Origin of the sequence: Achromobacter sp. LC458 (genome assembly GCF_001005835.2) — a bacterium.
Lineage (GTDB): Bacteria > Pseudomonadota > Gammaproteobacteria > Burkholderiales > Burkholderiaceae_B > Achromobacter > Achromobacter spanius_B.
The window spans coordinates 178,740-203,287 of record NZ_LBHW02000001.1 but is presented as its reverse complement, the minus strand read 5'-3'; the positions used below and the strand labels follow the sequence as shown (position 1 = coordinate 203,287).

22 protein-coding genes are annotated in these 24,548 nt (G+C 64.7%); 6 read left to right on the top strand and 16 right to left on the bottom strand.

What is annotated here, in order from left to right; all coding sequences use genetic code 11:
• Positions 1-163 precede the first annotated feature (163 nt).
• The 6 genes from gsiD to YH64_RS00905 form a co-directional block, all read right to left on the bottom strand.
• Positions 164-1,063, bottom strand: coding sequence for a glutathione ABC transporter permease GsiD (gsiD, locus tag YH64_RS00930; protein ID WP_046802641.1), 900 nt, complete (start codon positions 1,061-1,063; stop codon positions 164-166).
• A gap of 7 nt (positions 1,064-1,070) precedes the next feature.
• Positions 1,071-1,991: a glutathione ABC transporter permease GsiC gene (gsiC, locus tag YH64_RS00925; protein ID WP_046802640.1), complete on the bottom strand. Its 921-nt coding sequence runs from the start codon at positions 1,989-1,991 to the stop codon at positions 1,071-1,073.
• A gap of 89 nt (positions 1,992-2,080) precedes the next feature.
• The gene (gsiB, locus tag YH64_RS00920) at positions 2,081-3,634 is read right to left on the bottom strand and encodes a glutathione ABC transporter substrate-binding protein GsiB (RefSeq protein WP_046802639.1); all 1,554 of its coding nucleotides are present in this window, start codon (positions 3,632-3,634) and stop codon (positions 2,081-2,083) included.
• Positions 3,635-3,700: 66 nt separating this feature from the next.
• Positions 3,701-5,587 carry a dipeptide ABC transporter ATP-binding protein gene (locus YH64_RS00915; protein WP_046802638.1) on the bottom strand — a complete coding sequence of 629 codons (1,887 nt, stop codon included), beginning with the start codon at positions 5,585-5,587 and terminating at the stop codon, positions 3,701-3,703.
• Positions 5,588-5,626: 39 nt separating this feature from the next.
• Positions 5,627-6,607 carry an isoaspartyl peptidase/L-asparaginase family protein gene (locus tag YH64_RS00910; protein WP_046802637.1) on the bottom strand — a complete coding sequence of 327 codons (981 nt, stop codon included), beginning with the start codon at positions 6,605-6,607 and terminating at the stop codon, positions 5,627-5,629.
• Positions 6,604-7,479, bottom strand: coding sequence for a MurR/RpiR family transcriptional regulator (locus YH64_RS00905; protein WP_046802636.1), 876 nt, complete (start codon positions 7,477-7,479; stop codon positions 6,604-6,606). Before YH64_RS00905 ends, YH64_RS00910 begins: the two co-directional genes overlap by 4 nt.
• Positions 7,480-7,719: 240 nt before the next feature.
• Here YH64_RS00905 and YH64_RS00900 point away from each other — a divergent pair, with 240 nt between their 5' ends.
• Positions 7,720-8,178 carry a GNAT family N-acetyltransferase gene (locus tag YH64_RS00900; protein WP_046802635.1) on the top strand — a complete coding sequence of 153 codons (459 nt, stop codon included), beginning with the start codon at positions 7,720-7,722 and terminating at the stop codon, positions 8,176-8,178.
• A gap of 112 nt (positions 8,179-8,290) precedes the next feature.
• On the opposite strand, the gene YH64_RS00895 is transcribed toward YH64_RS00900, so the two are convergent.
• The 3 genes from YH64_RS00895 to YH64_RS00885 form a co-directional block, all read right to left on the bottom strand.
• A complete protein-coding gene (locus YH64_RS00895; protein ID WP_046802634.1) occupies positions 8,291-8,944 on the bottom strand; it encodes a CoA transferase subunit B in 654 nt (217 codons plus the stop codon).
• A gap of 12 nt (positions 8,945-8,956) precedes the next feature.
• Positions 8,957-9,655, bottom strand: coding sequence for a CoA transferase subunit A (locus tag YH64_RS00890; RefSeq protein WP_046802633.1), 699 nt, complete (start codon positions 9,653-9,655; stop codon positions 8,957-8,959).
• A 247-nt stretch (positions 9,656-9,902) separates the two neighbouring features.
• Positions 9,903-10,358 carry a thioesterase family protein gene (locus tag YH64_RS00885; protein WP_046802862.1) on the bottom strand — a complete coding sequence of 152 codons (456 nt, stop codon included), beginning with the start codon at positions 10,356-10,358 and terminating at the stop codon, positions 9,903-9,905.
• A 113-nt stretch (positions 10,359-10,471) separates the two neighbouring features.
• Between YH64_RS00885 and YH64_RS00880 the strand changes: the two genes are divergently transcribed.
• From YH64_RS00880 to YH64_RS00865, 3 genes are all read left to right on the top strand, one after another.
• Positions 10,472-12,118, top strand: coding sequence for an electron transfer flavoprotein-ubiquinone oxidoreductase (locus YH64_RS00880; RefSeq protein ID WP_046802632.1), 1,647 nt, complete (start codon positions 10,472-10,474; stop codon positions 12,116-12,118).
• 66 nt (positions 12,119-12,184) lie between these two features.
• Positions 12,185-13,045: an NAD-dependent epimerase/dehydratase family protein gene (locus tag YH64_RS00875; protein ID WP_046802631.1), complete on the top strand. Its 861-nt coding sequence runs from the start codon at positions 12,185-12,187 to the stop codon at positions 13,043-13,045.
• A gap of 185 nt (positions 13,046-13,230) precedes the next feature.
• Positions 13,231-13,575 (top strand): antibiotic biosynthesis monooxygenase, encoded by a 345-nt coding sequence (locus YH64_RS00865; protein WP_046802630.1) that lies wholly within the window; start codon positions 13,231-13,233, stop codon positions 13,573-13,575.
• A 4-nt stretch (positions 13,576-13,579) separates the two neighbouring features.
• On the opposite strand, the gene YH64_RS00860 is transcribed toward YH64_RS00865, so the two are convergent.
• The 5 genes from YH64_RS00860 to YH64_RS00840 are packed head-to-tail and all read right to left on the bottom strand — an operon-like array spanning position 13,580 to position 19,882.
• Positions 13,580-15,397, bottom strand: coding sequence for an ABC transporter ATP-binding protein (locus tag YH64_RS00860; protein ID WP_046802629.1), 1,818 nt, complete (start codon positions 15,395-15,397; stop codon positions 13,580-13,582).
• A complete protein-coding gene (locus tag YH64_RS00855) occupies positions 15,394-16,218 on the bottom strand; it encodes an ABC transporter permease (RefSeq protein WP_046802628.1) in 825 nt (274 codons plus the stop codon). The genes YH64_RS00860 and YH64_RS00855 overlap by 4 nt, the downstream gene beginning before the upstream one ends.
• 7 nt (positions 16,219-16,225) lie before the next feature.
• Positions 16,226-17,170 carry an ABC transporter permease gene (locus YH64_RS00850; protein WP_046802627.1) on the bottom strand — a complete coding sequence of 315 codons (945 nt, stop codon included), beginning with the start codon at positions 17,168-17,170 and terminating at the stop codon, positions 16,226-16,228.
• A gap of 6 nt (positions 17,171-17,176) precedes the next feature.
• Positions 17,177-18,760 carry an ABC transporter substrate-binding protein gene (locus tag YH64_RS00845; RefSeq protein WP_052945918.1) on the bottom strand — a complete coding sequence of 528 codons (1,584 nt, stop codon included), beginning with the start codon at positions 18,758-18,760 and terminating at the stop codon, positions 17,177-17,179.
• A gap of 21 nt (positions 18,761-18,781) precedes the next feature.
• Positions 18,782-19,882, bottom strand: a complete 1,101-nt coding sequence (locus tag YH64_RS00840; protein WP_046802626.1) for a C45 family peptidase — start codon at positions 19,880-19,882, stop codon at positions 18,782-18,784.
• A 192-nt stretch (positions 19,883-20,074) separates the two neighbouring features.
• Between YH64_RS00840 and YH64_RS00835 the strand changes: the two genes are divergently transcribed.
• Together YH64_RS00835 and YH64_RS00830 are read left to right on the top strand one after the other, a co-directional pair.
• Positions 20,075-20,959, top strand: coding sequence for a GntR family transcriptional regulator (locus tag YH64_RS00835; protein WP_046802625.1), 885 nt, complete (start codon positions 20,075-20,077; stop codon positions 20,957-20,959).
• Positions 20,960-21,119: 160 nt separating this feature from the next.
• Complete coding sequence (locus YH64_RS00830; RefSeq protein ID WP_046802624.1) at positions 21,120-22,445, top strand: aspartate aminotransferase family protein; 1,326 nt, start codon at positions 21,120-21,122, stop codon at positions 22,443-22,445.
• Between the two features lie 37 nt (positions 22,446-22,482).
• On the opposite strand, the gene ltaE is transcribed toward YH64_RS00830, so the two are convergent.
• Both ltaE and YH64_RS00820 read right to left on the bottom strand, forming a co-directional pair.
• On the bottom strand, positions 22,483-23,493 hold the full coding sequence (gene ltaE, locus YH64_RS00825; RefSeq protein ID WP_046802623.1) for a low-specificity L-threonine aldolase: 1,011 nt from the start codon (positions 23,491-23,493) through the stop codon (positions 22,483-22,485).
• Between the two features lie 56 nt (positions 23,494-23,549).
• Positions 23,550-24,437, bottom strand: a complete 888-nt coding sequence (locus YH64_RS00820) for a DMT family transporter (protein ID WP_143215205.1) — start codon at positions 24,435-24,437, stop codon at positions 23,550-23,552.
• Positions 24,438-24,548: the final 111 nt, after the last annotated feature.

Genomic DNA, 24,548 nt, shown 5'->3' with positions numbered 1-24,548 from the left:
TGCCACGCTCCTTAATGCAAAACGCCGCCGCCCTTCGGGAAGGGGCGACGGCGCGGATAGTGCCCCCCCGCCGCGCCGCTTTGGGCGGTCCGGCGCTCCGGCGGTCCGGCGCTCCGGCGGCCCGCCGGCCCGGCGGCAGGGCTTTCCTATTTACCCGCGGGTATCACTTGCGGTCGATCTTCGGATCGAGCGCGTCGCGCAGGCCGTCGCCCAGCAGGTTGAACGCCAACACCGTCAGGAAGATCGCCAGGGCCGGGAAGATGGCCACGTGCGGAGCGATGACCATGTCGGCGCGCGCCTCGTTCAGCATGGCGCCCCACTCGGGCGTCGGAGGCGATGCGCCCATGCCCAGGAACGACAGGCTGGCGGCGGTGATGATCGACGTGCCGATACGCATCGTGCCGTACACCACGATCGGCGAGATCGTGCCGGGCAGGATGTGGCGCATGATGATCGTCCAGTCGGACGCGCCCACGCTCTTGACGGCTTCGACATACGTCATCTGCTTGATCGACAGCGTGTTGCCGCGCACCAGGCGGGCAAACGCCGGCACGCTGAACACGGCCACGGCCACGATCACGTTGACCATGCTGGAACCCAGGATGGCCACCACGCCAATCGCCAGCAGCATGCCCGGAAACGCCAGCAGCACGTCCGAGATACGCATCGTGATGCGTTCCCACCAGCCTTCGTAGTAACCGGCCATCAAGCCCATGAAGGTGCCGACGATGGCGCCCATGGCCACCGACAGGAAGCCCGCGGCCAGCGAGATCCGCGCGCCCATGACAATGCGGCTGAAGATGTCGCGGCCCAGCGAATCCACGCCCAGCCAGTGGGTCAGCGACGGGCCGGCGTTAAGCGCGTCGTAGTCGAAGAAATTCTCGGGGTCGAAGGGCACGATCCACGGCGCAAACGCCGCGACCACAACCAGCAACAGCACGAACATGCCGGCGCCCACGGCCAGCTTCTGCTTCTTGAATTTGCGCCAGAACTCGGTGGCGGGCGTGCGCACGTCGTTCTTCGGAACGGCGGCGACCATCGTGGCGGGTGTCGGATTGCTCATGGCCGCCTCACTTGTAACGGATGCTGGGATTGATGACGCCATAGAGCACGTCGACAATCAGGTTGATCAAAATGAATTCCAGCGAGAACAGCAGCACCAGGCCCTGGATCACGGGATAGTCCCGCTGGGTCACGGCATCAACCAGCAGGCGGCCAAGGCCGGGCCAGTTGAAGACGGTTTCCACCACGATCGAGCCGCCCAGCAAGAAGCCGAACTGCAAGCCCATCATGGTGACTACGGGAATCAGCGCGTTGCGCAGCGCGTGCTTGATGACGACGCGGCGCTCGGTCAGGCCCTTGGCCCGGGCCGTGCGCACGAAGTCTTCCTGGATGACTTCCACGAACGAAGCGCGGGTAAAGCGCGCCATCACGGCGGCCACCGCGGCGCCCAGCGTGATGGACGGCAGGATGTAGTGTTGCCAGGTCGAGGCGCCCACGGTCGGCAGCCAGCCCAGGTTCACGGAGAACACCTGCATCAGCATCATGCCCAGCGCGAACGCGGGGAACGAAATGCCCGACACCGCCAGCGTCATGCCAAGTCGGTCAGGCCAGCGATTGCGCCAGACCGCCGACACGATCCCGATGATCATGCCGAAGGTCACGGACCACACCATGCTGGCAAGCGTCAGCCACAGCGTGGGCATGAAACGGTCGGAAATCTCGGTCGAGACGGGGCGCTTGGTACGCAGCGAGGTACCCAGGTCGCCTTGCAGCATGTGGCTGAAGTAGCGCACGAACTGCTGCGGCAGGGGCAGATCCAGCCCAAGTTCCTTGCGCACGAGCTCAACGGTTTGCTGGTCGGCCTCCTGGCCCGCGGCCAGTCGCGCCGGGTCGCCCGGAAGCATGTGCACAAACAGGAACACGACCACGGCTACCAGCAGCAGCGTGGGGATCATGCCCAGAAGACGTTTGACGATGTAGGTCAGCATTGAAATTCCTGCAACATCGGCGGGGACACCGCGCCCCCGCCGTATGTGGCCTTACAAGGGCCCGAAGGCCCCAAGAGTGACTGCTAGGTTTACTGCTTCAGGTCGATGTCGCCGAACCAGAACGAGGTGTCCGGTTCCACGTACACGCCCGACAGGTTCTTGGACTTCACGTACAGGTTGTTCTGGGTCACCAGGAAGGCCCACGGGGCGTCCTTCCAGATGGTTTCCTGAACGCCCTTGTAGATTTCAGTCTTCTTGGCGCGGTCGGTCGTGGCCAAGGCTTCCTGAACGCCGTCGTCCACCGCCTTGTTCGAGTAGTACGACACGTTGTTCAGCACCGGCGGGAAAGCGGCGGTGGTCAACAGCGGACGCAGGCCCCAATCGGCTTCACCGGTCGAGGACGACCAGCCGGCGTAGTACATGCGAACCTTGGCATCTTCCGGCTTCTGCACTTGCTGCACACGCTGCACGCGCTGACCCGATTCCAGCACTTCAACCTGCACCTTGATGCCGACTTGCGCCAGCTGCTGTTGCAGGAACTGAACCACCTTCACCGAGGTGCCGTCGTTATAGGCGGACCACAGGGTGCTTTCGAAGCCATTGGGGTAGCCGGCTTCAGCCAGCAGCGCCTTGGCCTTCTTGATGTCGTACGGCCACGGGCCGGTCTTGTGGGCAAAGTCCACGCCCTTGGGCACCACGCCGTCCACAATGGTGGCGTAACCCGAGAAGGCGACCTTGGCCAGCGCTTCCTTGTTGATGGCGTAGTTGATGGCTTCGCGCACCTTGACGTTGTCGAACGGCTTTTGCTGCGTGTTCATCGACAGGTAGCGGGCCATGATCGAGTTCTGGTGATCGACCACGTCCAGCTTGTCGTTCTTCTTGAGCACGGCGGCTTGTTCGAACGGCACCGGGAAGGCGAACTGCGCTTCGCCCGTCTGCACCACGGCGGCGCGGGTGTTGTTGTCGGTCACGGTACGGAAGGTCAGCGTGTCGACCTTGGGGTAGCCCTTCTTCCAGTAGCCGTCGAACTTCTTGACCTTCAGGTATTCGGCCGGCTTCCATTCGACGAATTCGAACGGGCCGGTGCCCACCGGGTGGAAACCGATTTCCTTGCCGTACTTGGCCAGCGCGGCCGGCGAGATCATCATGGCGGCCGGGTGGGCCAGCGCGTTGATGAAGGCCGAGAACGGCTTCTTCAACGTGATCTTGATGGTCATCGGGTCAACCACTTCGGTCTTGTCGATGACGCTGAACTGGATGTAGCGCGACAGGCGGTTTTCCGGGTTGGCCGGACGATCGAAGTTGATCTTGACCGCTTCGGCATTGAAGTCGGTGCCGTCGTGGAACTTCACGCCGGGACGCAGCTTGAACGTGTAGACCAGGCCGTCTTCGCTGACGGTGTAGTCGGTGGCCAGCACCTTCTGGACCTTCAGGTCTTTGTCGAATTCGAACAGGCCTTCGTAGTAGGCCTTGCCGGCAGCCTGGTTCAGCGTGCTGTTGGTGTTGTACGGATCAAGCGTTTCCAGTGCGATGGAGACGGCAAACGTCACGTCCTTGGCAGCGTGCGCCAACGGCGAAGTGAGCACACCGAAGGCCACCGCGGCGGCGGCCATCAGCTTGGTGGGGCGCAGAACTTTCATCATTGCAACTCCTGGTTCCAAAACGGAATTAGGGGGTTTGGTGGAAGAAAAATAGGTACGACAACGGAATCAATACGCGCCGCCGACCGGATGGCGGGCAACGAAGTGATCGGTTCCAACCTGCACCAGCGGCTGCACCACCGGCTCGTCGCCGAGCTTGCGGATCGGGCTGGGGATTTCATCGGACAACAAGGTGCGCTTCAGGTGGCGACGCGCCGGATCGGCGATCGGCACGGCCGACATCAGCTTCTTGGTGTACGGGTGCTGCGGATTTTCAAAGATGGCGCGGCGCGGGCCGATCTCAACGATCTGGCCCAGGTACATCACCGCCACGCGGTGGCTGACGCGTTCCACCACGGCCATATCGTGCGAGATGAACAGGAACGAAATGCCCATGTCGCGTTGCAGGTCGATCAGCAGGTTCACGATCTGGGCTTGAATCGACACGTCCAGCGCCGACACCGACTCGTCCGCGATCACGACCTTGGGGTTCAGCGCCAGCGCGCGCGCGATGCAGATGCGCTGGCGTTGGCCGCCCGAGAATTCATGCGGATAGCGCTGCGCCATTTCAGGCGGCAGGCCCACGCGTTCCAGCAATTCCGACACGCGGCGTTCGGCTTCCTTGCCCTTGGCCACGCCGTGCACCAGCAGCGGCTCCATGATCGAGAAGCCGACGGTGACGCGCGGATCCAGCGAGGCGAACGGGTCCTGGAACACGAACTGGATGTCGCGGCGCAGGGACTGCAATTCGTTGTTCTTCAGGCTGACGATGTCGCGCCCGCCGAACTTGATCTCGCCCGCCTGGCTATCGACCAGGCGCAGCAGCGACCGGCCGGTGGTGGACTTGCCACAACCGGACTCGCCCACCAACGACAGCGTTTCGCCGGGGTACAGGTCGAAGCTGACCTGTTCGACCGCGTGCACGCGGCGCTGCACGCGGCTGAGAATGCCGCCGCGCAGGTCAAAGCGGGTCACCAGGTTGCGCACCGACAGAATCGGTTCGCGCTTGGCGGCCGGCACTTCCTGCGTGCTGGTGATGCCAGGCTCGGCCACGGGCTGGGCCTGGCCCTCCACTTGCAGCAGCGGGAAGCGCGCGGGCAGATCGGTGCCTTCCATGGCGCCCAGCTTGGGCACGGCCGACAGCAGCGCCTTGGTGTAGGTGTGCTGCGGCGCCGAGAACACTTGTTCAGACGGGCCTTCTTCAACCTTGTCGCCGCGGTACATGACCAACACGCGGTCGGCCACTTCAGCCACCACGCCCATGTCGTGGGTGATGAACACCACGCCCATGTGCATTTCTTCCTGAAGCTGACGGATCAGTTGCAGGATCTGCGCCTGGATGGTGACATCCAGCGCCGTGGTCGGTTCGTCGGCGATCAGCAGCGCGGGCTTGCAGGCCAGCGCCATGGCGATCATCACGCGTTGGCGCATGCCGCCCGACAGTTGATGCGGGTAGCGGTCCAGCACGGACTTGGCTTCCGGGATGCGCACCTGTTCCAGCATGCGCAGCGCTTCGGCGCGCGCGGCGGCGGCGTCCTTGCCCTGGTGCTGGCGGATCGATTCGGCGATCTGGTCACCGGCGGTGAACACCGGGTTCAGCGACGTCATCGGCTCCTGGAAAATCATGGCCATGTCGGCGCCGCGCACATTACGCATGACGCGCTGGCTGGAATTGGCCAGGTCGATCACGGAACCGTTGCGGCGGCGCAGCGCCATGTGGCCCTGGGCGATGCGCCCACCGCCATGTTCCACCAGACGCATGAGCGCCAGGGACGTCACCGATTTGCCCGAACCCGATTCGCCCACGATGGCCAGGGTTTCACCCCGGTCCACATGGAACGACAGGTTGCGCACGGCTTCGACCGTGCGCTCGGAACCCACGAAGCGCACCGTCAGGTCGTCGACCTGGACCACGCGGTTTTCCGGCAGCGCCAGGCTGTTTGCGCGATCAACCATCTTTATTAATCCCCAAAATCAAAACAGAACCCGTCACGCTTATCGGTAGATAGCGGTGACCGGCTTTTCGCCAACGCGGGCGTAACCGCGATACATGCCTTCCGTGTTGAACGGCAAGGCCACATTGCCCTGGGCGTCAACGGCCACCAGGCCGCCCTTGCCGCCGATGGTGGGCAGTTTTTCCATCACGACGCGGTCGGCCGCCTCTTGCAGCGACGCGCCGCTGTATTCCATCTGTGCCGCCACGTCGTAAGCGGCGACCATGCGGATGAACATCTCGCCGGTGCCCGTGGTGGATACCGCGCAGGTCTTGTTGCTGGCGTAGGTGCCGGCGCCGATCAAGGGCGCATCGCCCACGCGGCCGACCTGCTTGTTGGTGATGCCGCCGGTCGAGGTGGCCGCGGCCACGTTGCCTTGCGCGTCGACTGCCACCGCGCCCACCGTGCCGAACTTCTTGTCGGCGTCCAGCGGGTCGGCGGGTGCGGGCTGGCCGCGCGCGACCATGGCCTGGCCGTCGTGGTCGAGCACGGCGGCGTCAGGCGTTTCGCGCTGCACGCGCAGCAGTTGTTCGCGGCGGGCGTCGGTAGAGAAATAGGACGGGTCCACGATCTCCAGGCCTTCGGCCTTGGCGAAGGCTTCAGCGCCCTCGCCCACGAACAGCACGTGCTTGCTGTTTTCCATGACTTTGCGCGCGGCAAAAATGGGGTTGCGCACGCAATTGACGTTGGCAATCGCGCCCGAACGCAGCGTGGCGCCGTCCATGATGGCGGCATCCAGTTCGTGCGTGGCGGCGCTGGTGAACACGGCGCCGTGGCCCGCGTTGAACAGCGGGCAATCTTCCAGCAGGCGCACGGCTTCGGTAACGGCGTCCAGGGCGCTGCCGCCACGGGCCAGCACGGCCTGGCCGGCCGTCAGGATGGACTCCAGGGCGGCCAGGTATTCCTGTTCTTTCTCGGGCGACATGGCCGCGCGGGACATCGCGCCGGCGCCACCGTGAATGGCAATCACGGGTTGAATCATCGTTTACCTACTCCATGGATAAGCCACGGCATCACGGACTGGGTCACCCCAGCGGCTGCCGCAACGGAATTCTTGGCCCGATAGGCCACGGCCGCGGACAGGGCTTCGATGAGGCCCAGCGCGGCGGTTTCGGAATTGGGAATCAGCTGGCGCGCGGAAAACGCGTACAGCACAACGGAGGCCGTCGGCGCCAACGGCGATGTGGGCTTGTCGGTCAGCACCAGCACCGGCACGCCGGCCTGCTTGGCGGCGGCGGCCAGCGTGACCGTGTCGGCCAGATAGCGAGGGAAACCGATCGCGATCACCAGGTCGTTGGACGTCATGCGCGACATCTGCCGAGCCGCGTGCGACACGCCGCCGGGGCCTGCCAGCGATTCAACGGAATGCAGGTGCATGCACAGGCCGCGTTGCAGCAGGCCGGCCAGGAAACCGCTGGCGCCGAAACCGATGATGAACACGCGTTCGGCCGCCAGGATCGCCTGCACCGCCTGCTCACAGGCCGCGGAATCCAGCGACTGCAAGTTGCGTTGGGCGTTGCGGATGTCTTCTTCCAGCGTGGCGGCAAAGATCTGCACGGCACTGGCGGAATGGGCCAATTCGGTGCGCAGCTTTTCCACGGGTTCCAGCGCGGCTTCGAAGCCACGCGCCAGTTCGGCACGGAACTGGGGGTAGCCGGGCAGATCCAGCGCGCGCGCAAAGCGATTCGCCGTGGCCACGGAAACGCCCACTGCCGCCGCGAATTCGTCGATGGTCATGGTGGCGACGCGAAACTGGTGCGCCAACACGTATTCGGCCATCTTGTGCTGCGTCCGGCTCAGCGCGGGCTGGGCCCGGGCGATCCGATCAGCGATCGTAAGTACGGCCTTGTTCATCGTTTGCGGGGGTTCGGCTTATCTGGCGATTGTGTAAATCTGTTTACACGCAAATTTTAAATAAGAAAATTCCTTTTCATACTCAGGGTATACCCGTGAATTTATGTAACAACGGTGGATAGGTCGGGATGGGCGGCGAAGCGGAAGCCGGATAGACACCGAAAAAAAACGGGGCCGCTTTGAGGTACGCTATCGGCGCTCTGCTTTTCCCTTATCGACCCGCTGACTTGGACTGCCGCAATGCCCGACTGGATCTGCAAACCCCACCAGGAACTCACCGTGCCGGAGATCTACGCGATTCTTCGGCTGCGCACGGAAGTGTTCGTCGTTGAGCAAAATTGCGTTTTCCAGGACATCGACGGCAAGGACCTGATGGGCCAGACGTCGCACCTGATGGCATGGCAGGACGGGCAGCTGGCCGCGTATTGCCGCATCCTGGACCCGTCGCTGAAAGACGGCCAGATTGAAGTCGGCCGGGTGATCACCGCACCCTGGACGCGCGGCCAGGGCCTGGGCCACGAGCTGATCCGCCATGCCATGGCCGAAGTGCGCCAACGCTGGCCGGGCCGCGCCATGTATCTGGGCGCGCAGGCGCGGCTGCGCAACTACTACGGCGGGCACGGCTTTGTGCAGGTCACCGAGGAATACATTGAAGACGGCATCCCGCATGTGGGGATGCGCCTGGACGCGGCGGCGTAGCGCCTCGCGCCCCCTACCGCAGAAATGAAAACGCCCCTTTGCGGGGCGTTTTCATTGGTGCATCCAGGGTCGCCTACAAGGGTCGCCTACAACGGTCGCCTACAAGGGCCGTTTACTTGACCGAAGACACGTCCAGCTTGGCCAGCGTCTTGGACTGGATTTCGTCCACCGTGACGCCCGGCGCCGTTTCCAGCAGCTTCAGGCCGTTTTCGGTGACTTCCATCACGCCCAGGTCGGTAATGATCAGGTCGACCACGCCCACGCCCGTCAGCGGCAGATTGCATTCGGGCAGCAGCTTGATGTCTTCCGTGCCGTCCTTCTTCTTGGCCACGTGCTCCATCAGGACCACGACGCGGCCGACGCCGGCCACCAGGTCCATCGCGCCGCCCATGCCCTTGACCATCTTGCCGGGAATCATCCAGTTGGCCAGATCGCCCTTTTCGGACACCTGCATCGCGCCCAGGATGGCCAGGTTGATCTTGCCGCCGCGGATCATCGCGAACGAATCGGCCGACGAAAAGATCGACGAGCCCGGCAACGTCGTTACCGTCTGCTTGCCGGCGTTGATCAGGTCGGCATCGACTTCATCATCGGTAGGGAACGGGCCAATGCCCAACAGGCCGTTTTCGGATTGCAGCCACACCTCCACGCCCTTGGGCACGTGGTTGGCAACCAGGGTCGGCAAGCCGATACCCAGGTTCACATAAAAACCGTCTTGCAGCTCGCGCGCGGCGCGCGCCGCCATTTCATCGCGGGACCATGCCATGTCGTCTTCTCCTTAGGCCGGGCGAGTGGTGCGTTGTTCGATGCGCTTTTCCGGCGTCGTGTTCAGCACGATCCGTTGCACATAGATGCCGGGCAGGTGGATCTGATCGGGATCCAGGCTGCCGGTGTCAACGATCTGTTCAACCTCGACCACCGTGAACTTGCCGGCCATCGCGACGTTCGGGTTGAAGTTGCGGGCCGTCTTGCGGAACACCAGGTTGCCGCTGCGGTCGGCGATGTGCGCCTTGACCAGCGACACGTCCGGCACCAGCGAACGCTCCATCACGTATTGCTGGCCGTCGAATTCGCGGATTTCCTTGCCGTCGGCCACGATGGTGCCCACGCCCGTGCGGGTGAAGAAGGCGGGAATGCCCGCGCCGCCTGCGCGCAGCTTTTCAGCCAACGTGCCCTGCGGGGTGAATTCAAGTTCGAGCTCGCCGGACAGGTACTGGCGTTCGAATTCCTTGTTCTCGCCCACGTAGGACGCGATCATCTTGCGCACCTGACGCGTGTTCAGCAGCTGGCCCAGGCCAAAGCCGTCGACGCCCGCATTGTTGCTGATGCAAGTCAGGTCCTTCACGCCCGAATCGCGCAGCGCGGCGATCAGGGCTTCGGGAATACCGCAAAGGCCGAAACCGCCCACGGCGATCATCTGACCGTCCTTGACGATGCCTGCCAGCGCCTCCTGGGCGCTTGCAAAAACCTTGTCCATCGCTCCAACTCCTAGTTAAGGTCTAACCGAAGAGAGCCCGCCCCGCCGCTTGCGCGGTGTGTCCCATGGGATCAAAGAAAGCCGGGGTGAGCCCTGTTTTTCCTGGAGCGCGGCTGCCGGCGTCGGCCCCAGATGGCATCAAGACACTGTCCGATGTCTCTGGGTTGCGGCGCCGAGGGTGGCGCGCCCCTTTATTTTTCGTGATTTTGCGCTTGATTTTAACGGCATGACGGGCGTTTTAGCGCCGTTATTCTGACGCCGCCGCCTGGAATTGCGTCGCCATTTGGGCCAGCACTTCGGGCGGCCACGGTGCGGACGTATTGGCCACGTAATCCATCCAGACTAGCACGTTGCGACCGCGCGCATAGGGCCCGGCGTCGTCGCCGACCTTCTCAAGCAGCAGCTCGAATTCGGCGCTTGAGCGGCCAATGCGCGTGACTTTGTGCGTGACTCGGACCGTAGCCGGGTAGGTCAGCGGACGCAGGAAATCGCACGAGGCGTGGGCCAGGATCGCGCCGTTATCGGCGGGCAACGCAAAGCCCGCGTCGTACAGGATCTGCATGCGGGCCTCTTCCATGAGGCGGAAATACAGCGTGTTGTTCAGATGATTCAAGGCGTCAGAGTCGCCCCAACGCAAAGGCAATTCGGTCTGATGGGTATCGCCCACCGCCAGAATCCGCGCAGACAGATTGTCCGGGTTCACCAATTACTCCTGAAGACTAAAAGAAATACGAAGGCATACACGGCCTCCGCCTGCAATACAATCGCCGATATTACTTCCAGCCAAATATGGAATACATACGGGGAGCTTTGCAAATGTCTGAACGCGAGTCGATGGAATATGACGTGGTCGTGGTTGGCGGTGGACCCGCCGGCCTGGCCACCGCAATCCGTCTAAAGCAGCTGGCCGCTGAAAAGAATCAGGAAATCGGCGTATGCGTGCTTGAGAAGGGCGCGGAGCTGGGTGCGCACATCCTGTCCGGCGCCGTCATGGACCCGTTGGCGCTGACCGAGCTGATTCCCGACTGGAAAGAAAAAGGCGCGCCGCTGAACGTGCCGGTCACGCAGGACAAGTTCATGTTCCTGTCCCAGACCGGCGCGCGCACCACGCCGAACTGGCTGCTGCCGCCCTGTTTCCACAACGAAGGCAACTACATCGTCCGTCTGGGCGACGTCGTCAAGTGGATGGGCGAGCAAGCCGAAGCGCTGGGCGTGGACATCTTCCCGGGCTTTGCCGCGGTTGAAGTGCTGTACGACGAAAACGGCGCCGTCCGTGGCGTGGCCACCGGCGACATGGGCGTGGCCCGCGACGGCTCGCACACCGACCACTACCAGCCCGGCATGGAACTGCATGCCCGCTACACCGTGTTCGGCGAAGGCTCGCGCGGCCAGCTGGGCCGCCAGCTGATCGAACGCTTCAAGCTGGACGACGGGCGCAACCCGCAGTCCTACGGCATCGGCATCAAGGAAATGTGGGAAGTGGACCCGGCGCAATCCAAGCCCGGCCTGGTTATCCACACAGCCGGCTGGCCGCTGGATTCCGACACCTACGGCGGTTCGTTCCTGTACCACCTGGACAACAACCTGGTGGCCGTCGGCATGATTGTCGGCCTGGACTACGCCAACCCCTGGCTGTCGCCGTTCGAAGAATTCCAACGCTACAAGACGCACCCCGCCATACGCGGCACGTTCGAAGGCGGCAAGCGCATCGCATACGGCGCGCGCGCCATCACGGCGGGCGGCTTGATGTCGCTGCCCAAGCTGACCTTCCCGGGTGGCGTGCTGGTGGGTTGCGAAGCCGGTTTCCTGAACGCCTCGCGCATCAAGGGCAGCCACGCCGCCATCAAGTCGGGCAAGATGGCCGCCGAAGCCGCGTTCGACGCCTTGCTGGCCGACCGCCGCCAAGACGAACTGGCCGCGTATCCGCAGGCCTTCGAAGCGTCCTGGCTGCACACCGAATTGAACAAGGCCCGCAACTTCAAGCAGTGGTTCAAGAAGGGCCGCACGGTGGCCACCGTGATGACCGGAGTCGAGCAGTTGCTGCTCAAGGGCAAGATGCCCTGGACCTTGCGCCACAACAAGCCCGACCATGCCTGTCTGCAACCGGCGTCGGAATGCGCGCGCATCGACTACCCCAAGCCCGACGGCAAGCTGACGTTCGACAAGCTCAGTTCGGTGTTCATTTCGAACACCAACCATGAAGAAAACGAGCCCGTCCACCTGACCCTGAAAGACCCGTCAGTGCCGGTGCAGGTGAACCTGGCCAAGTACGGCGGCCCGGAATCGCGCTACTGCCCGGCCGGCGTGTACGAGTTCATCAAGGACGATCACGGCGAGGACCGCTTGCAGATCAACGCGCAGAACTGCGTGCACTGCAAGACTTGCGACATCAAGGACCCCACGCAGAACATCGTCTGGGTGGCCCCGCAAGGCGGCGAAGGGCCGGTGTATAGCGGTATGTAATCCTGGCCGGGCGTATCCCCAGCAACAAGGCACCTCTTGGGTGCCTTTTTTTTCAGGCGGCACATCATGACTGAACGCGTATTGCTCATTGGCTGCGGTGACCTTGGCCAGCGCGTGGCCCGGCGTTTCCTGGCGCGCGGGGACCACGTGCACGCGCTGCGCCGCCAACCTCCCGACGACAGCGGCATCCAATGGCTGCAAGGCGACATTACCCGCGCGGATTCCCTGCCCGCGTTGCCATCAGGCGTGACACGGCTGATTCACCTGCCCGCCCCCGGTGGGCGCGACCCGGCCTTGTATCGCGGCGTCTTCATCGACGGCTTGCAGAACGTGCTGAACCTGTTGGACACGTCGCGGCTCAAGCGCGTGGTGTTCGTGTCATCCAGCGCCGTGTATGGCGAACACCATGGCGACTGGGTCACCGAAGACACGCCGCCCGCGCCGCAAGGCTTCAACGGCAAGATTCTGCTTGAAGCAGAAGCCGCGCTGGCCGCGCGCGGCCTGTCGTCTACCGCGCTGCGGCTGGCGGGGCTGTACGGGCCTGGCCGGCTGCAATTGATCGAACGCCTGCGCAGCGGCGCGGCGGGCGCGCCGACGCAGCCTGAACATTGGGCCAACCGTATCCATATCGACGACGCGGCCGCCGCCGTGCTGCATCTGGCGCTGTTGCCCAAGGTTGAACCGGTTTATATCGGGTGCGACGACACCCCGCTGCCGCTGCACACGCTTTACGCCGATCTCGCTGCCATGATAGGCGCGCCCGCGCCACGTATCGCCCCTGCCCCCGCCAATGTGGGCAGCAAGAAGCTCAGCAACGCGCGGCTGCGCGCCAGCGGCTTCACGCTGCAATGGCCGGACTCACGCCAGGGCTACGCGGCGGTGCTGCGCGTAGCGGGCGCCCGCGTGCCGGACACGCCGCAGGCATAGTTCGGCCGGCATCGAATCGTTGCATGCCCGGGCGGCGGATACTGGCAGCCGGATTTCCTATCGGGCGCGCTGCTCCATCTGCTGCACGCAGGCGCCGACGCGGCCGCCCTGGCATCCCGCGTCCAGTATCGGCCGCTGCCCAACGCACGCGTGCCGCAGTTTGCATTTTCAAAGGAACCCGCACCATGATCGCCGTGATATTCGAAGTTGAACCCGCCAATGGCAACCCCGATCCCTATCTGCACATTGCCGCCGGTTTGATCGACGAGCTCAAGGCCATCGACGGCTTCATCTCGGTGGAACGCTTTCAAAGCCTCAGCACGCCGGGCAAGCTGCTGTCCCTGTCGTTCTGGCGCGATGAAGACGCCGTCAAGCGCTGGCGCTCGCTGGAGTCGCATCGCCGCGCCCAGGAAGCGGGACGCAGCGGCGTGTTCCAGAACTATCGGCTGCGCGTCGCGCAGGTGCTGCGCGACTACGGCATGAACGCGCGCGACGAAGCGCCCGCCGACAGCCGCAGCCGGCACGGCTGACGCGTCAGGCGGCTACCGTTTCGGCCAACGCCACGCCGGCTGCCAGCGCAACGCGATGCGTGGCGCCGGATGCGGCCACCGGCGTCATGGCAGGCGCGGCCTCGTCCGCGCTGCGGGACGGATCAAAGTAGTCCGCATCGGCGCGGCGCGTGCCGGCGGGCAACTCGCGCACTTGCACACGGAATCCGTCTGCCGCATTGCCGCGCAATTCGGGCACGGCCTGCAACAGCCGGCGCGTGTACGGATGCGTCGGATGGTCGAACACCTCGTCGCGCGATCCCTCTTCGACGATATGCCCGCGCAGCATGACGACCACGCGGTCGGCGATCTGCTCGACCACGCCCAGGTCATGGGAGATCAACAGACACGCAAAGCCATAGGAACGCTGCAATGACATCAGCGTTTCCAGAACCTGCTTCTGCACGGTCACGTCCAGCGCCGACACGGGTTCGTCCGCGATGATCACTTCCGGCCGCATCACCAGCGCCCGCGCAATGGCGACGCGCTGGCGTTGCCCGCCCGACAGCTCATGCGCATAGCGCTCGGCATAGCCGTCGCCCAAACCCACATCGCGCAACGCCTGATCCACGCGCTGTTGCCGGGCATCCGGCGTGATGCCCGCTTCCAGCCGCAGCCCCTCGCCCACCAGCGCGCCGATGGTCATGCGCGGATCGAGCGACGAGTACGGGTCCTGGAAGACCATCTGAATGCGGCGGCGCGCCGTGCGCCAGATGCCACCCTCGCCGCCCGGCGGCAACGCTTGCCCATCCAGCGCAATGCGCCCCTGCGCCTGCGGCACCAGGCCCAGAATCGACATCATGACGGTCGTCTTGCCGCTGCCGGATTCGCCCACGATGGCCAGCGTTTCACCGGGCGCCACGTGAAAGCTCGCCTGATGCACCGCGCGCACGAATCGCTTGCGGCGCCAGCCACCGCGTACGGCGTAGTCGATGGCCAGTTGATCCACCTGCAAGATCGGCGCACCCGTCACAGGCGCGCGCGCCGGACCGCGCTTGGGCAGCGCGTCCAGCAAGCTCAGGGTGTACGGGTCCGCCGGGCGCGACAGCACTTGCGACACCTCGCCCGTTTCCACCGCGCGCCCCCGGCACATCACCAGCACGCGCTGCGTGTACGCGGCCACCAGCGCCAGATTGTGGCTGATGAAGATCAGCGCCGTGCCTTGCTCGCGCGTCAGTTCGACCATCAGGTCCAGGACTTCTTTTTGCACGACACAGTCCAGCGCGGTGGTGGGTTCATCGGCGATCAACAGGCGCGGCTTGAGCAGCATGACGCCGGCCAGCAGGATGCGCTGCCGCATGCCGCCCGAGAACTCGTGGGGATACCGCTTCATGCAATCGCGCGCATCGCGCACCCGCACGCGTTCCAGCATCTGAACGGCCGCATCCCAGGCCGCGCTGCGCGTCATGCCCCGGCGCAGGACCAGGGCTTCTGTCAGCTGTTCGCCCACGCGGAACGCGGGGTTCAGGGACACCATGGGTTCCTGGAACACCATGCCGATACCGGTGCCGCGCGTGGCCTGCCAGTCGCGCGCACTTTGCGGCAGCACGTCGCGGCCGTCGAACAATGCCTGCCCGTTAGTCATGCGCGCGGCATCCGGCAACAGGCCCAACAGCGCCTTGCCGATCAGCGTCTTGCCGCTGCCGGATTCGCCCACGATGGACAGCGATTCACCCGCCTTCAGGTCAAAGGACACGCGGTTTACCACCGGTGCGGCATCGCGCTTGCCGGGAAAGCGGATTTCCAGATCGCGCACCGACAACAAGGGCGCAGCGCCGGCCAGGGAAAGGTCAGGTGCGTTCATGCCGTCACCCCCCGCATGCGCGGATCCAGGCGGTCGCGCACGGCGTCGCCCAGCAGGTTGATGCCCAGCAGGCTTAGCGAAATCATCGCGCCCGGAAACAGCGCCAGCCAGATCGCCTGGTCCATGGCGTTGCGGCTTTCGGACAGCATGCCGCCCCACGTCGCCAAGGGTGGCGGCACGCCCAGCCCCAGAAAGGACAAGGCGCTTTCCGCCAGCAGCGCCGACCCGAAGATGGACGTTGCGAAGATCAGCAGCGGCGCCACGCAGTTGGGCAGCACGTGGCGGAACACCGTCCACAGGCCGCTATGCCCGGTGGCGCGCGAGGCGATGACGAAGTCACGCTGCCGCAGCGACAGCGCCGCGCCGCGCGCAATGCGCGAGACGGATGGCGAATACGCCAGGCCCAGCGCCAGCACCACGCCCCACTTGGACGGCCCCAGCACCGTCATGATGCCCAGCGCCAGCAGCAAGCCGGGAAACGCCATCATGGAATCGACCAACACGCTGATGCCACGATCCACCCAACCGCCCGCATAGCCCGCCGCCACGCCGATGGTCGTGCCCAGCACCAAGGCCAGCAGCACCGAGAACACGCTGACCGCCACGCTGACGCCCGCGCCCGCCATCAGGCGCGACAAGACGTCGCGACCAAACTCGTCGGTGCCCAACCAATATTCGGACGACGGCGGCGAAAAGCGCGCCAGCAGATCGCCTTCCAGCGGATCGTGCGGCGTGTACACCAGCCCCACCAGCGCCAGCAGCACCACGCCCGCCACCAGCGCGCCGCCCACCACGGCATTGGTATGTTTGAAACCCGTCATGACGTTCCTATTGAAGCTTCACGCGCGGATCGAACAGCGGATACAGCAGATCCACCACCAGATTGACCGCCACGTACAACAACGCAATAAACAGCAGGCAGCCCTGCACCACCGGGTAGTCCCGTGCATAGATGCTTTCCACCAGCAGCCGGCCGATGCCGGGCAAGGTGAAGACGGTTTCGATCACCGCCGCGCCCGACAACAGATGGCCCAGCATCAAGCCGATGACGGTGAGCGTGGGGCCGAAGGAATTGGGCAACACGTGCCGCAGCATCACGCGCTTTTCGGGCAGCCCCTTGGCGCGCGCGTGCGCCACGTATTCCAGCCGCAACGTTTCGATGGTGCTGGCGCGCATCATCCGCGTGATCGCGGCAATCTCGGTCAACACGATGGCGCATACCGGCAGCACCAAGTACTTCAACGCGCCCAGACCGCTTTGCGCCATCGACTCAAAGCCATACACGGGCAGCCAGTTCAGCTTCACGCCAAACAGCCAGATCAGCAGAATGCCGACCCAGAAGCTGGGCATGGACACGAACAATATCGAGGTGGAAACGATGGCCGTATCCGCGCGCCGGTTTTGCCGCCACGCCGCAATCATGCCGGCGGGAATGGCCACCAGGCAGGCCAGCAACGTTGCCGTCAACACCACCTGCGCCGTCACCGCGAAATGCGTCAGGACCAGGTGCATGACGGGCTCGCGGCGGGCAATGGACATGCCCAGATCGCCATGCAGCGCATTGCCGACCCAGATCAGGAACTGTTCGCCCACGGGGCGGTCCAGGCCCAGGGCGTGGCGCATTTCGGCCAGCAGCGCGGGGTTGTCGATGTCGCCCAGCATCAGCGACGCGGGGTCGCCGGGTATGGCGCGGATCATGCCGAAGACCAGCACTGTCACCACGATGATCGTGGGCACCGCCGCCGCGATGCGCTTGGTTAGATAGCCCAGCACGGCGCCTCAGTTCTTGGTGACGTTGAAGAAACGCGGCTTGCGCAGCGGCCAGCCGGTAAAGCCGTGAAGCTGGCTGGATACGACGACGTAGCCGGGCTTGTTGTAGTACATCAGCAGCGGCGTATCGCGCAGCATCAGCGCGTGCAGCTTGTCGAACGCCTGCTTGCGCGTGGCCGTGTCGGACTCGGCCTCGATGCCTTCAAGTAGGGCCGCGGCCTCGGGGCTTTCCCATTGCGCCATGGGCGTCCTGGACTTGTCGCCGATCACGTCGCGATACATCAGCGCGGGCTCGGTGCGCGCCGAATACGCAAAGGCCATCAGCTGGAACTTGCCTTCGCGAAAGTTCGTGACCTGCGTGCCCCATTCCAGCATGTCCAGCTCGGTCTTGATGCCGGCCTTGTTCAGCAACTGCTGGGTGACCACTGCCACGCGGTACAGGTAGGGATAGCGCTTGTTGGCCTGCAACTTCAGCGTTTCGCCTCGGTAATTGGCGGCCTGCAACAGGCGCTTGACCTCGTTCAGGTTCTTTTCGTAGCCCGCCTTGTCGGCCTCGGAGTAGTACACGCTTGCGGTGGGCACCAGCGACGGGTTGTACGCCGCCTGACCGTTGTTCAGCGCGCGGGCGATGGCGGGAAAATCCAGCGCCAGCGCGATGGCGCGGCGCATGTTGACGTCGGACAGTAGCGGCGCGCGCGTCTGCATCAACAGGTTAACGGTGTCCAGCCCTTGCTCGGTGACGATGGACCAGCGCGGGTCTTTCGCCGGCAGGTTGTCTTCGTCGGCGTTGTAGGCGTCAACCTGGCCGGCCATCAGCGCGGCCTTTTGCGCGGCGGCGTCCGGAATCACCACAAAGCGCACATTGGCCGATGCCACTTTCTTGCCGGCCATGCCGCTGGCCGCCTCGCTACGCGGCACATAGCCGGCATACGGCGTCAGCAGCACATATTGTTCTTTCTTCCATTCGGCCAGTACGTACGGGCCGGTGCCGACGGGCTTGATCCACTTGCCGTCGGCGTCGACGCTTTTCGGGCTGAGCACCGGCATCGGGCATTGCACGCTGGCCATCTGGTCCAGGAACAGCGCATAGGGCGCATCCAGCGTGAAGACCACGGTGGCGGGGTCGGGCGTTTGCACGTCCACCACCTTGGCGCCCTTGCTGCCGTCGTAAAGATTCTTGCAGGCGTATTCGGACTGCGCGCCGGTCAGGTAGCCGTACGTCCATTTGACGTCGCTTGACGTCATCGGCGAGCCATCGTGGAAGGTCACGCCCTGGCGCAGCTTGAAGGTATAGCTGCGCTTGTCGTCGGACAGCGTCCAGCTGTCGGCCAGCATGGGGCCCACGCTCATGTCCGCGCGCAGCGCGACCAGCGATTCGACCACGTGAGCCAGCACGTTGTCGGTGGACGTGTTGCGCGAGCGGCCGCCGGGCACGGACGTGGGCGTGCCCGAGCCTTCGGCGTAGCGGATCTCGGGCAGCGGGGACGACGCGGGGGTTTGGGTTTGGCTCAGCCCCGGCAGGCCCGTCAAGGCGCCGGCCAGGGCAGCGGATAACATTAGCGCGCGCTTGCCGCGCAAGACTTTCGACGTCATGAAATGGTCTCCTGGCGCGGCTTAGAACAGCCGGTATTCAGCAAAATTGCGGCCTTCATAGGGCTTGCGCGCAATCCACATCACGCCGCTTTCCGGCTCCATCAGCGTGGTGGCCACGGTGGCCGAAATGCTGTCGAAGCTGGCCGGCTTGGGCGAACGCAGCACGCCGTCGGGCGCGGCGAAATCATCGGCCAGGATGCGCTTGACGGCATCCCAACCGACCTTGCCGCCCTGGCGCGCAAGCATGTCCTCGACGCGTCGCTGGCGATAGATGGAATCAGGGTTGGCGGCCAGGCCCTTGTCGAACAACTTGGCGCGCGCGGGCGGGCTGATCCAGTGGTTGGCATGCACCAGCAGGCCGTCCTGCGGCGTGATCCAGAAGATTTCGTCCGGCGCGCATTCCAGGTCCACGGCCTCGCCTTGTGCCTGGGCCAGCATCAGGTTGTTGGAGCAGAAGCGGCGCGACGCCCACAGCACTTTCATGGCGTTGCAGATGTTGGTGGCTTCCAGCATCTTGCGGCGCACCAGCACCAACGGCACCTGCGCGGGCCGTTGATAGTCTTGTTCGCATGACAGGAAGTTGCCGGACAGCGATACGCCCGCGCTGTTGAAACCGTGGCGCGCCAGGCTGCCCGCCTCGGTGAACATCAACAGGTCGGGCCCGTCTTCACGGCGCATGCGCACGACGATGCCGGTGTCGACGCATTCTTCGCGCCAGTCCCAGTTGTGGGCGTGCATCAACTTGCCTTCGGCGCTGGCTTCGGGCAATACGACCAGCCCGGTGCAGCCGTCGTCCAGCCCCTTGCGGGCCCGGCCCAGTTCGGCATGGCCGAACATCATTTCGGTGCGGCAGTTGATGACCACCACGTCTTCCAGCGACTGTCCGGCGCCATCGGCAATGCCGCGCAATTCTTCCAGGTAGGCAGCGTCGTAGTCGCCCACCACCGGCACCATGGCAGCGGCCAGTTCCTTCAGGCGGGCGGCGTCCACGCCACGGCGTTCCAGCTGGCCCCGATACAAGGCCACGCTGCGCGCCACGTGTTCCGGCACCGCCGAGCCATGCTGGCGGCCGCGTTCATAAGGACTGCCCTGGACGTCGACCAGGGGAAACGGGGTAGGCATCGTCACGCTAGCAAAACTCCGGATAGGGCCGAACGGCGGCCTGGGTGATACGGTCAGAATCGACGGCCAAATTTTGTACTAATATAGTAAAAAGTTCAATATTAGGGTTTGCCCGGGTCTGATTCAAAAGCGATGGCGCTCCGGTACCATTGCCCTACGATCCTTGCCTGCCCTTTTCCCCTCTGACGCGCCATGCCCCCCGCCGCTCCTGCCCGCCCTACTCCGCTGCAAGTCGACCTGGCGCGACACATCGCCGAAGACATCGTGGCGCGGCGGCACGAGCCCGGCGCACACCTGTCGGAAGAAACACTGGCGGCCGCTTACGAGGTGTCGCGCACGCCAGTACGCGGCGCGCTGCGCCTGCTGGCCGCTCAAGGCTTGATCACGCATCGGCCCAACAGCGGCTATACCGTGTCCGACCATGCTGCGGCGTCAGCGCCCCCGGCCATTGAAGGGGCCGGCCCCACGCAGGAAGAGCTGACGCGCCAGTTGATCGATGACCGCGCGTCGCGCCAACTGCCCGAGACCTTTACCGAACGTGATCTGTTGCAGCGCTATGACGCGCCGCGCAGTGTGCTGGCCAAGACCTTGCTGCAACTGTCGGCCGATGGCCTGATCGAGAAGCGCAAGGGGCATGGCTGGCAATTTGCCCCGTCGCTGGAAAGCGCCGAAGCGCTGAACGAAAGCTATCGTTTCCGCATGACGGTGGAATGCGCCGGGCTCCTGGAGCCCACATTCCGCGTGGACAAACCGGCGCTGGCGCGCATGCGGGCCGCGCATGAGGCCTTGATCCAGCGCGACGACGCCGACATTTCGGCTACTGAATTTTTTGGGCTGAATGCGTCGTTCCACGAGCTCCTGGCGCGCTTCTCCGGCAACCGCTACATCCTGCAAGCGGTGCAGCAGCAAAACCATCTGCGCCGGCTGGAAGAGCACGCTGCGTTCTATCGCGACGCGCGTTTCGTCAATTCCAGCAACGAACACCTGCAAATCATCGACGCGCTGGAATCCGGCGACCAGGAATGGGCGTCGCAATTGATGCGCCGCCACCTGAAAGCGTCGCTCCAAGCCTCCTGACCCGCTTATCCCTCCGCCTGCGCCCGCTTCGGCCAGGGTGGGCTCGCGCGCGACTGCATGATGCGCCGCCGATGGGCCTGCGCGACGACCCGTATTGTATTTATAGATGTATTAATACAAAATAGACGAACCTGAACTCTCCTGAAGCAGGATCGTCCCCATGTCCTCGTCCCCCTCCGCCCTTTCTCAAACCGACGCCTATTGGATGCCGTTTACCGCCAACCGGCGGGTCAAGCGCAACCCGGTACTGTTTGCCGCCGCCGAAGGCATGCACTACATCCGGCCGGATGGCCGCCGCGTCCTGGACGGCATCGCCGGCTTGTGGTGCGTGAACGCGGGCCATCGCCGCCCGGAAATCGTGGAGGCCATCGCGCGAACCGCGCATGAACTGGATTACGCGCCGTCGTTCCAGATGAGCCATCCCCTGGCCTTTGAACTGGCGGACGCGTTGTGCGCCGAGGCGCCCGACGGCTTTTCCAATGTGTTCTTTTCCAATTCGGGATCGGAAGCGGTGGACACCGCGCTGAAGATTGCACTGGGCTATCACCGGGCGCGCGGCCAAGGCCAGCGCGTGCGGCTGATCGGGCGCGAACGCTCGTATCACGGCGTGGGGTTCGGCGGCCTGTCCGTGTCGGGTATCGGCGGGCATCGCAAACCCTTTGGCAATCTGCTGCCCTATGTGGACCACCTGCCCCACACCTATGACCGCCAGCAGATGGCTTACACGCGCGGTCAGCCGGATTGGGGCGCGCACCTGGCCGACACGCTGGAGCGCATTGTGGCGCTGCACGACGCCTCGACCATCGCGGCCGTCATCGTCGAACCGGTGGCCGGTTCCACCGGCGTGATCGTGCCGCCGCGCGGCTATCTGCAACGGCTGCGCGAGATCTGCGATGCGCACGGCATCCTGTTGATTTTCGATGAGGTGATCTGCGCATTCGGACGCATCGACGGCGCGTTCGCGTCGCCCTATTTCGGCGTCAAGCCCGACATCATCACCAGCGCCAAGGGCCTGACCAACGGGGCGATTCCGATGGGCGCAACGCTGGTGCGGCAACACGTGTACGACGCCTTCATGCAAGGGCCGGAAAGCGCCATCGAGCTCTCGCATGGATACACGTATTCGGGCCACCCCGTGGCCTGCGCGGCGGGCTTGGCGACGCTGGACATCTGCCGTCGCGAGGGCTTGTTCCAACGCAGCCAGGAACTGGCGCGTTACTGGGAAGACGCCGCGCACAGCCTGAAGGGGCTGCCGCATGTGGTGGACATCCGCAACATCGGCCTGCTGGCCGCCATTGAACTGGCGCCGCTGGAGGGTCAGCCGGGGCAGCGCGCCTATGCCGTGCACAACGCCTGCCTGGAACGCGGCTGCCTGATCCGGTCGGCGGGCGACACGATGCTGCTGTCGCCCCCGCTCATCATCGAACGCGCCCAGATCGACGAGCTGTTCTCGGTGCTGGCGGACGTACTGCGCGCCGGCGCCTGACGCTGCCCGCCGCCCCCTGGGCCGCCATCAGCCGCTATCAGGCCAGGTGGCGCGCCACGGCCTGCACCACGCGCTGGACGTCGTCGGCCGACACGTCCAGGTGCGTGACCAGGCGCGTCGGCCCGCCGTACACCGCGCGCATCAGGATGCCTTCCTTGCCCAGCGCTTCGGTCAGCGCATCGCAACGGGAAGGCTGGAATTCCACGAACAGCATGTTGGTGTCCTGGCTCAACACCTTAACGCCGGCAATGCCGCGCAGCCCTTCCGCCATGGCGCGGGCATTCTCGTGGTCTTCTGCCAGGCGCGTCACATGATGGTCCAGCGCATACAGGCAGGCCGCGGCCAGCACGCCGGACTGGCGCAAACCGCCGCCCAGCATCTTGCGCCAGCGGTGCGCGCGACCGATCAGTTCCGCGCTGCCGACCAGCACCGAGCCCACGGGCGCGCCCAGGCCTTTTGAAAAACAAATGGAAACCGAGTCGAAGGGCTGGCACATGTCGGCCAGCGGCTTGCCACTGGCCACCGCTGCGTTGAACACACGCGCCCCGTCCAGGTGCGTGGCCAAGCCTTCTTTGCGCGCCCAGTCGGTGGCGGCCTGGATGTAGCCGGCGGGAATCAGCTTGCCGTGAAACGTGTTTTCCAGCGCCAGCAAACGCGTGCGCGCAAAGTGCGGATCGCCCTGGGGCTTGACGGCGGCCGCCAGCTTTTCCAGCGGCAAGGAACCATCTTCGGCATGCTCGATGGGCTGCGGCTGGATGCTGCCCAGCACGGCCGCGCCGCCGCCTTCGTACTTGTAGGTGTGCGCCAGCTGGCCCACCAGGTATTCGTCGCCACGATCGCAATGCGCCATCAGCGCGGCCAGGTTGCTTTGCGTACCCGACGGAAAGAACAGGCCGGCGGCCTTGCCGGCGCGCTCGGCCACGGCAGCCTGCAACTGGATCACGGTGGGGTCGTCGCCCATCACGTCATCGCCCAACGGGGCGGAAACCATGGCCTGCAACATGGCGGGCGTCGGTCGTGTGACAGTGTCGCTACGCAGATCGATCATGGGGAATCCTTGATAGGAAAAAGAAGATCGGGAAGGGAAATCGAAAAGCCCGCGGATCAAGCGGCGCGGGCGGCGGGCGCCGCGCGGCTGACCACGAAGATGCCGGCCAGGATAAGAACCATGCCGCCCAGCTCGCCCAGCGACGGCCGTTCGGACAGGATGGCCCACGCCAGCAACATGGCCACAACAGGCACGCCCAGGCTGGACAGGCCGGCGATGGATGCGGGCACGCGGCGCACCACCTGCAACCACAGCAGCCAGCCGGCGGCCGTGGCAATCAATACGATGTAGGTCATGCCCGCCCACAACTGCCAGCCCCACTGCGCGCTGATCTGCGGCACGAGATACGCCACGGGCACCATGACCAGCCCGCCAAACAACATCTGCCAGGCCGTGAATGTCATGACGTCGGGCGCGTGCCGTTCGAACATGCGCTTGGACAGCACCGTGCCTACCCCCCAGCACAGGCCGCTGCCCAGGCCCAACAGCACGGGCCGGATATCGCCCAGGCCATTCCAGGGCTCCACGAAACAGATCAGGCCGATCGCCGCCAGGCCGATGCCCACGCCATGCTTGGCCGATGGGCGTTCGCCCAGCAGCCACCACGCAAACAGCACCACCCAGAACGGCATGGTGTAGGCCATCAGCGATACCTTGCCCACGCCGCCCGACACCAGCGCCGTCTGCACGAAGCCCTGGAATCCGGCCGTCTGCGTCAAGCCGATCAGCAAGGTCAGCTTCCAGGGCGGCATGCCCAGCGGCCGGCGCGTGGCGATGGCCAGCGCGAACAGCACCAAGGCGCCCACGACGTATCGCAACGCCACGAAGTCGAACGGGCCGATGTAGGGCACGATCAGTTTCATCGCTATCCAGCTGCCTGCCCAGACCACGATGGTGCTGAACATCAGGGCTAGCCCTGCGCGATCGAAACTGCTGCGGCTCACGTCCATGGCTCCGTCTTGTGAGGGGAATAAAAGAAAAGACGCCCGGACCGGCGCTTACCGGTGCGGGCGTCTGACATTATGCTCCTGTCGCCAGGACGTCGATCGGCCGCT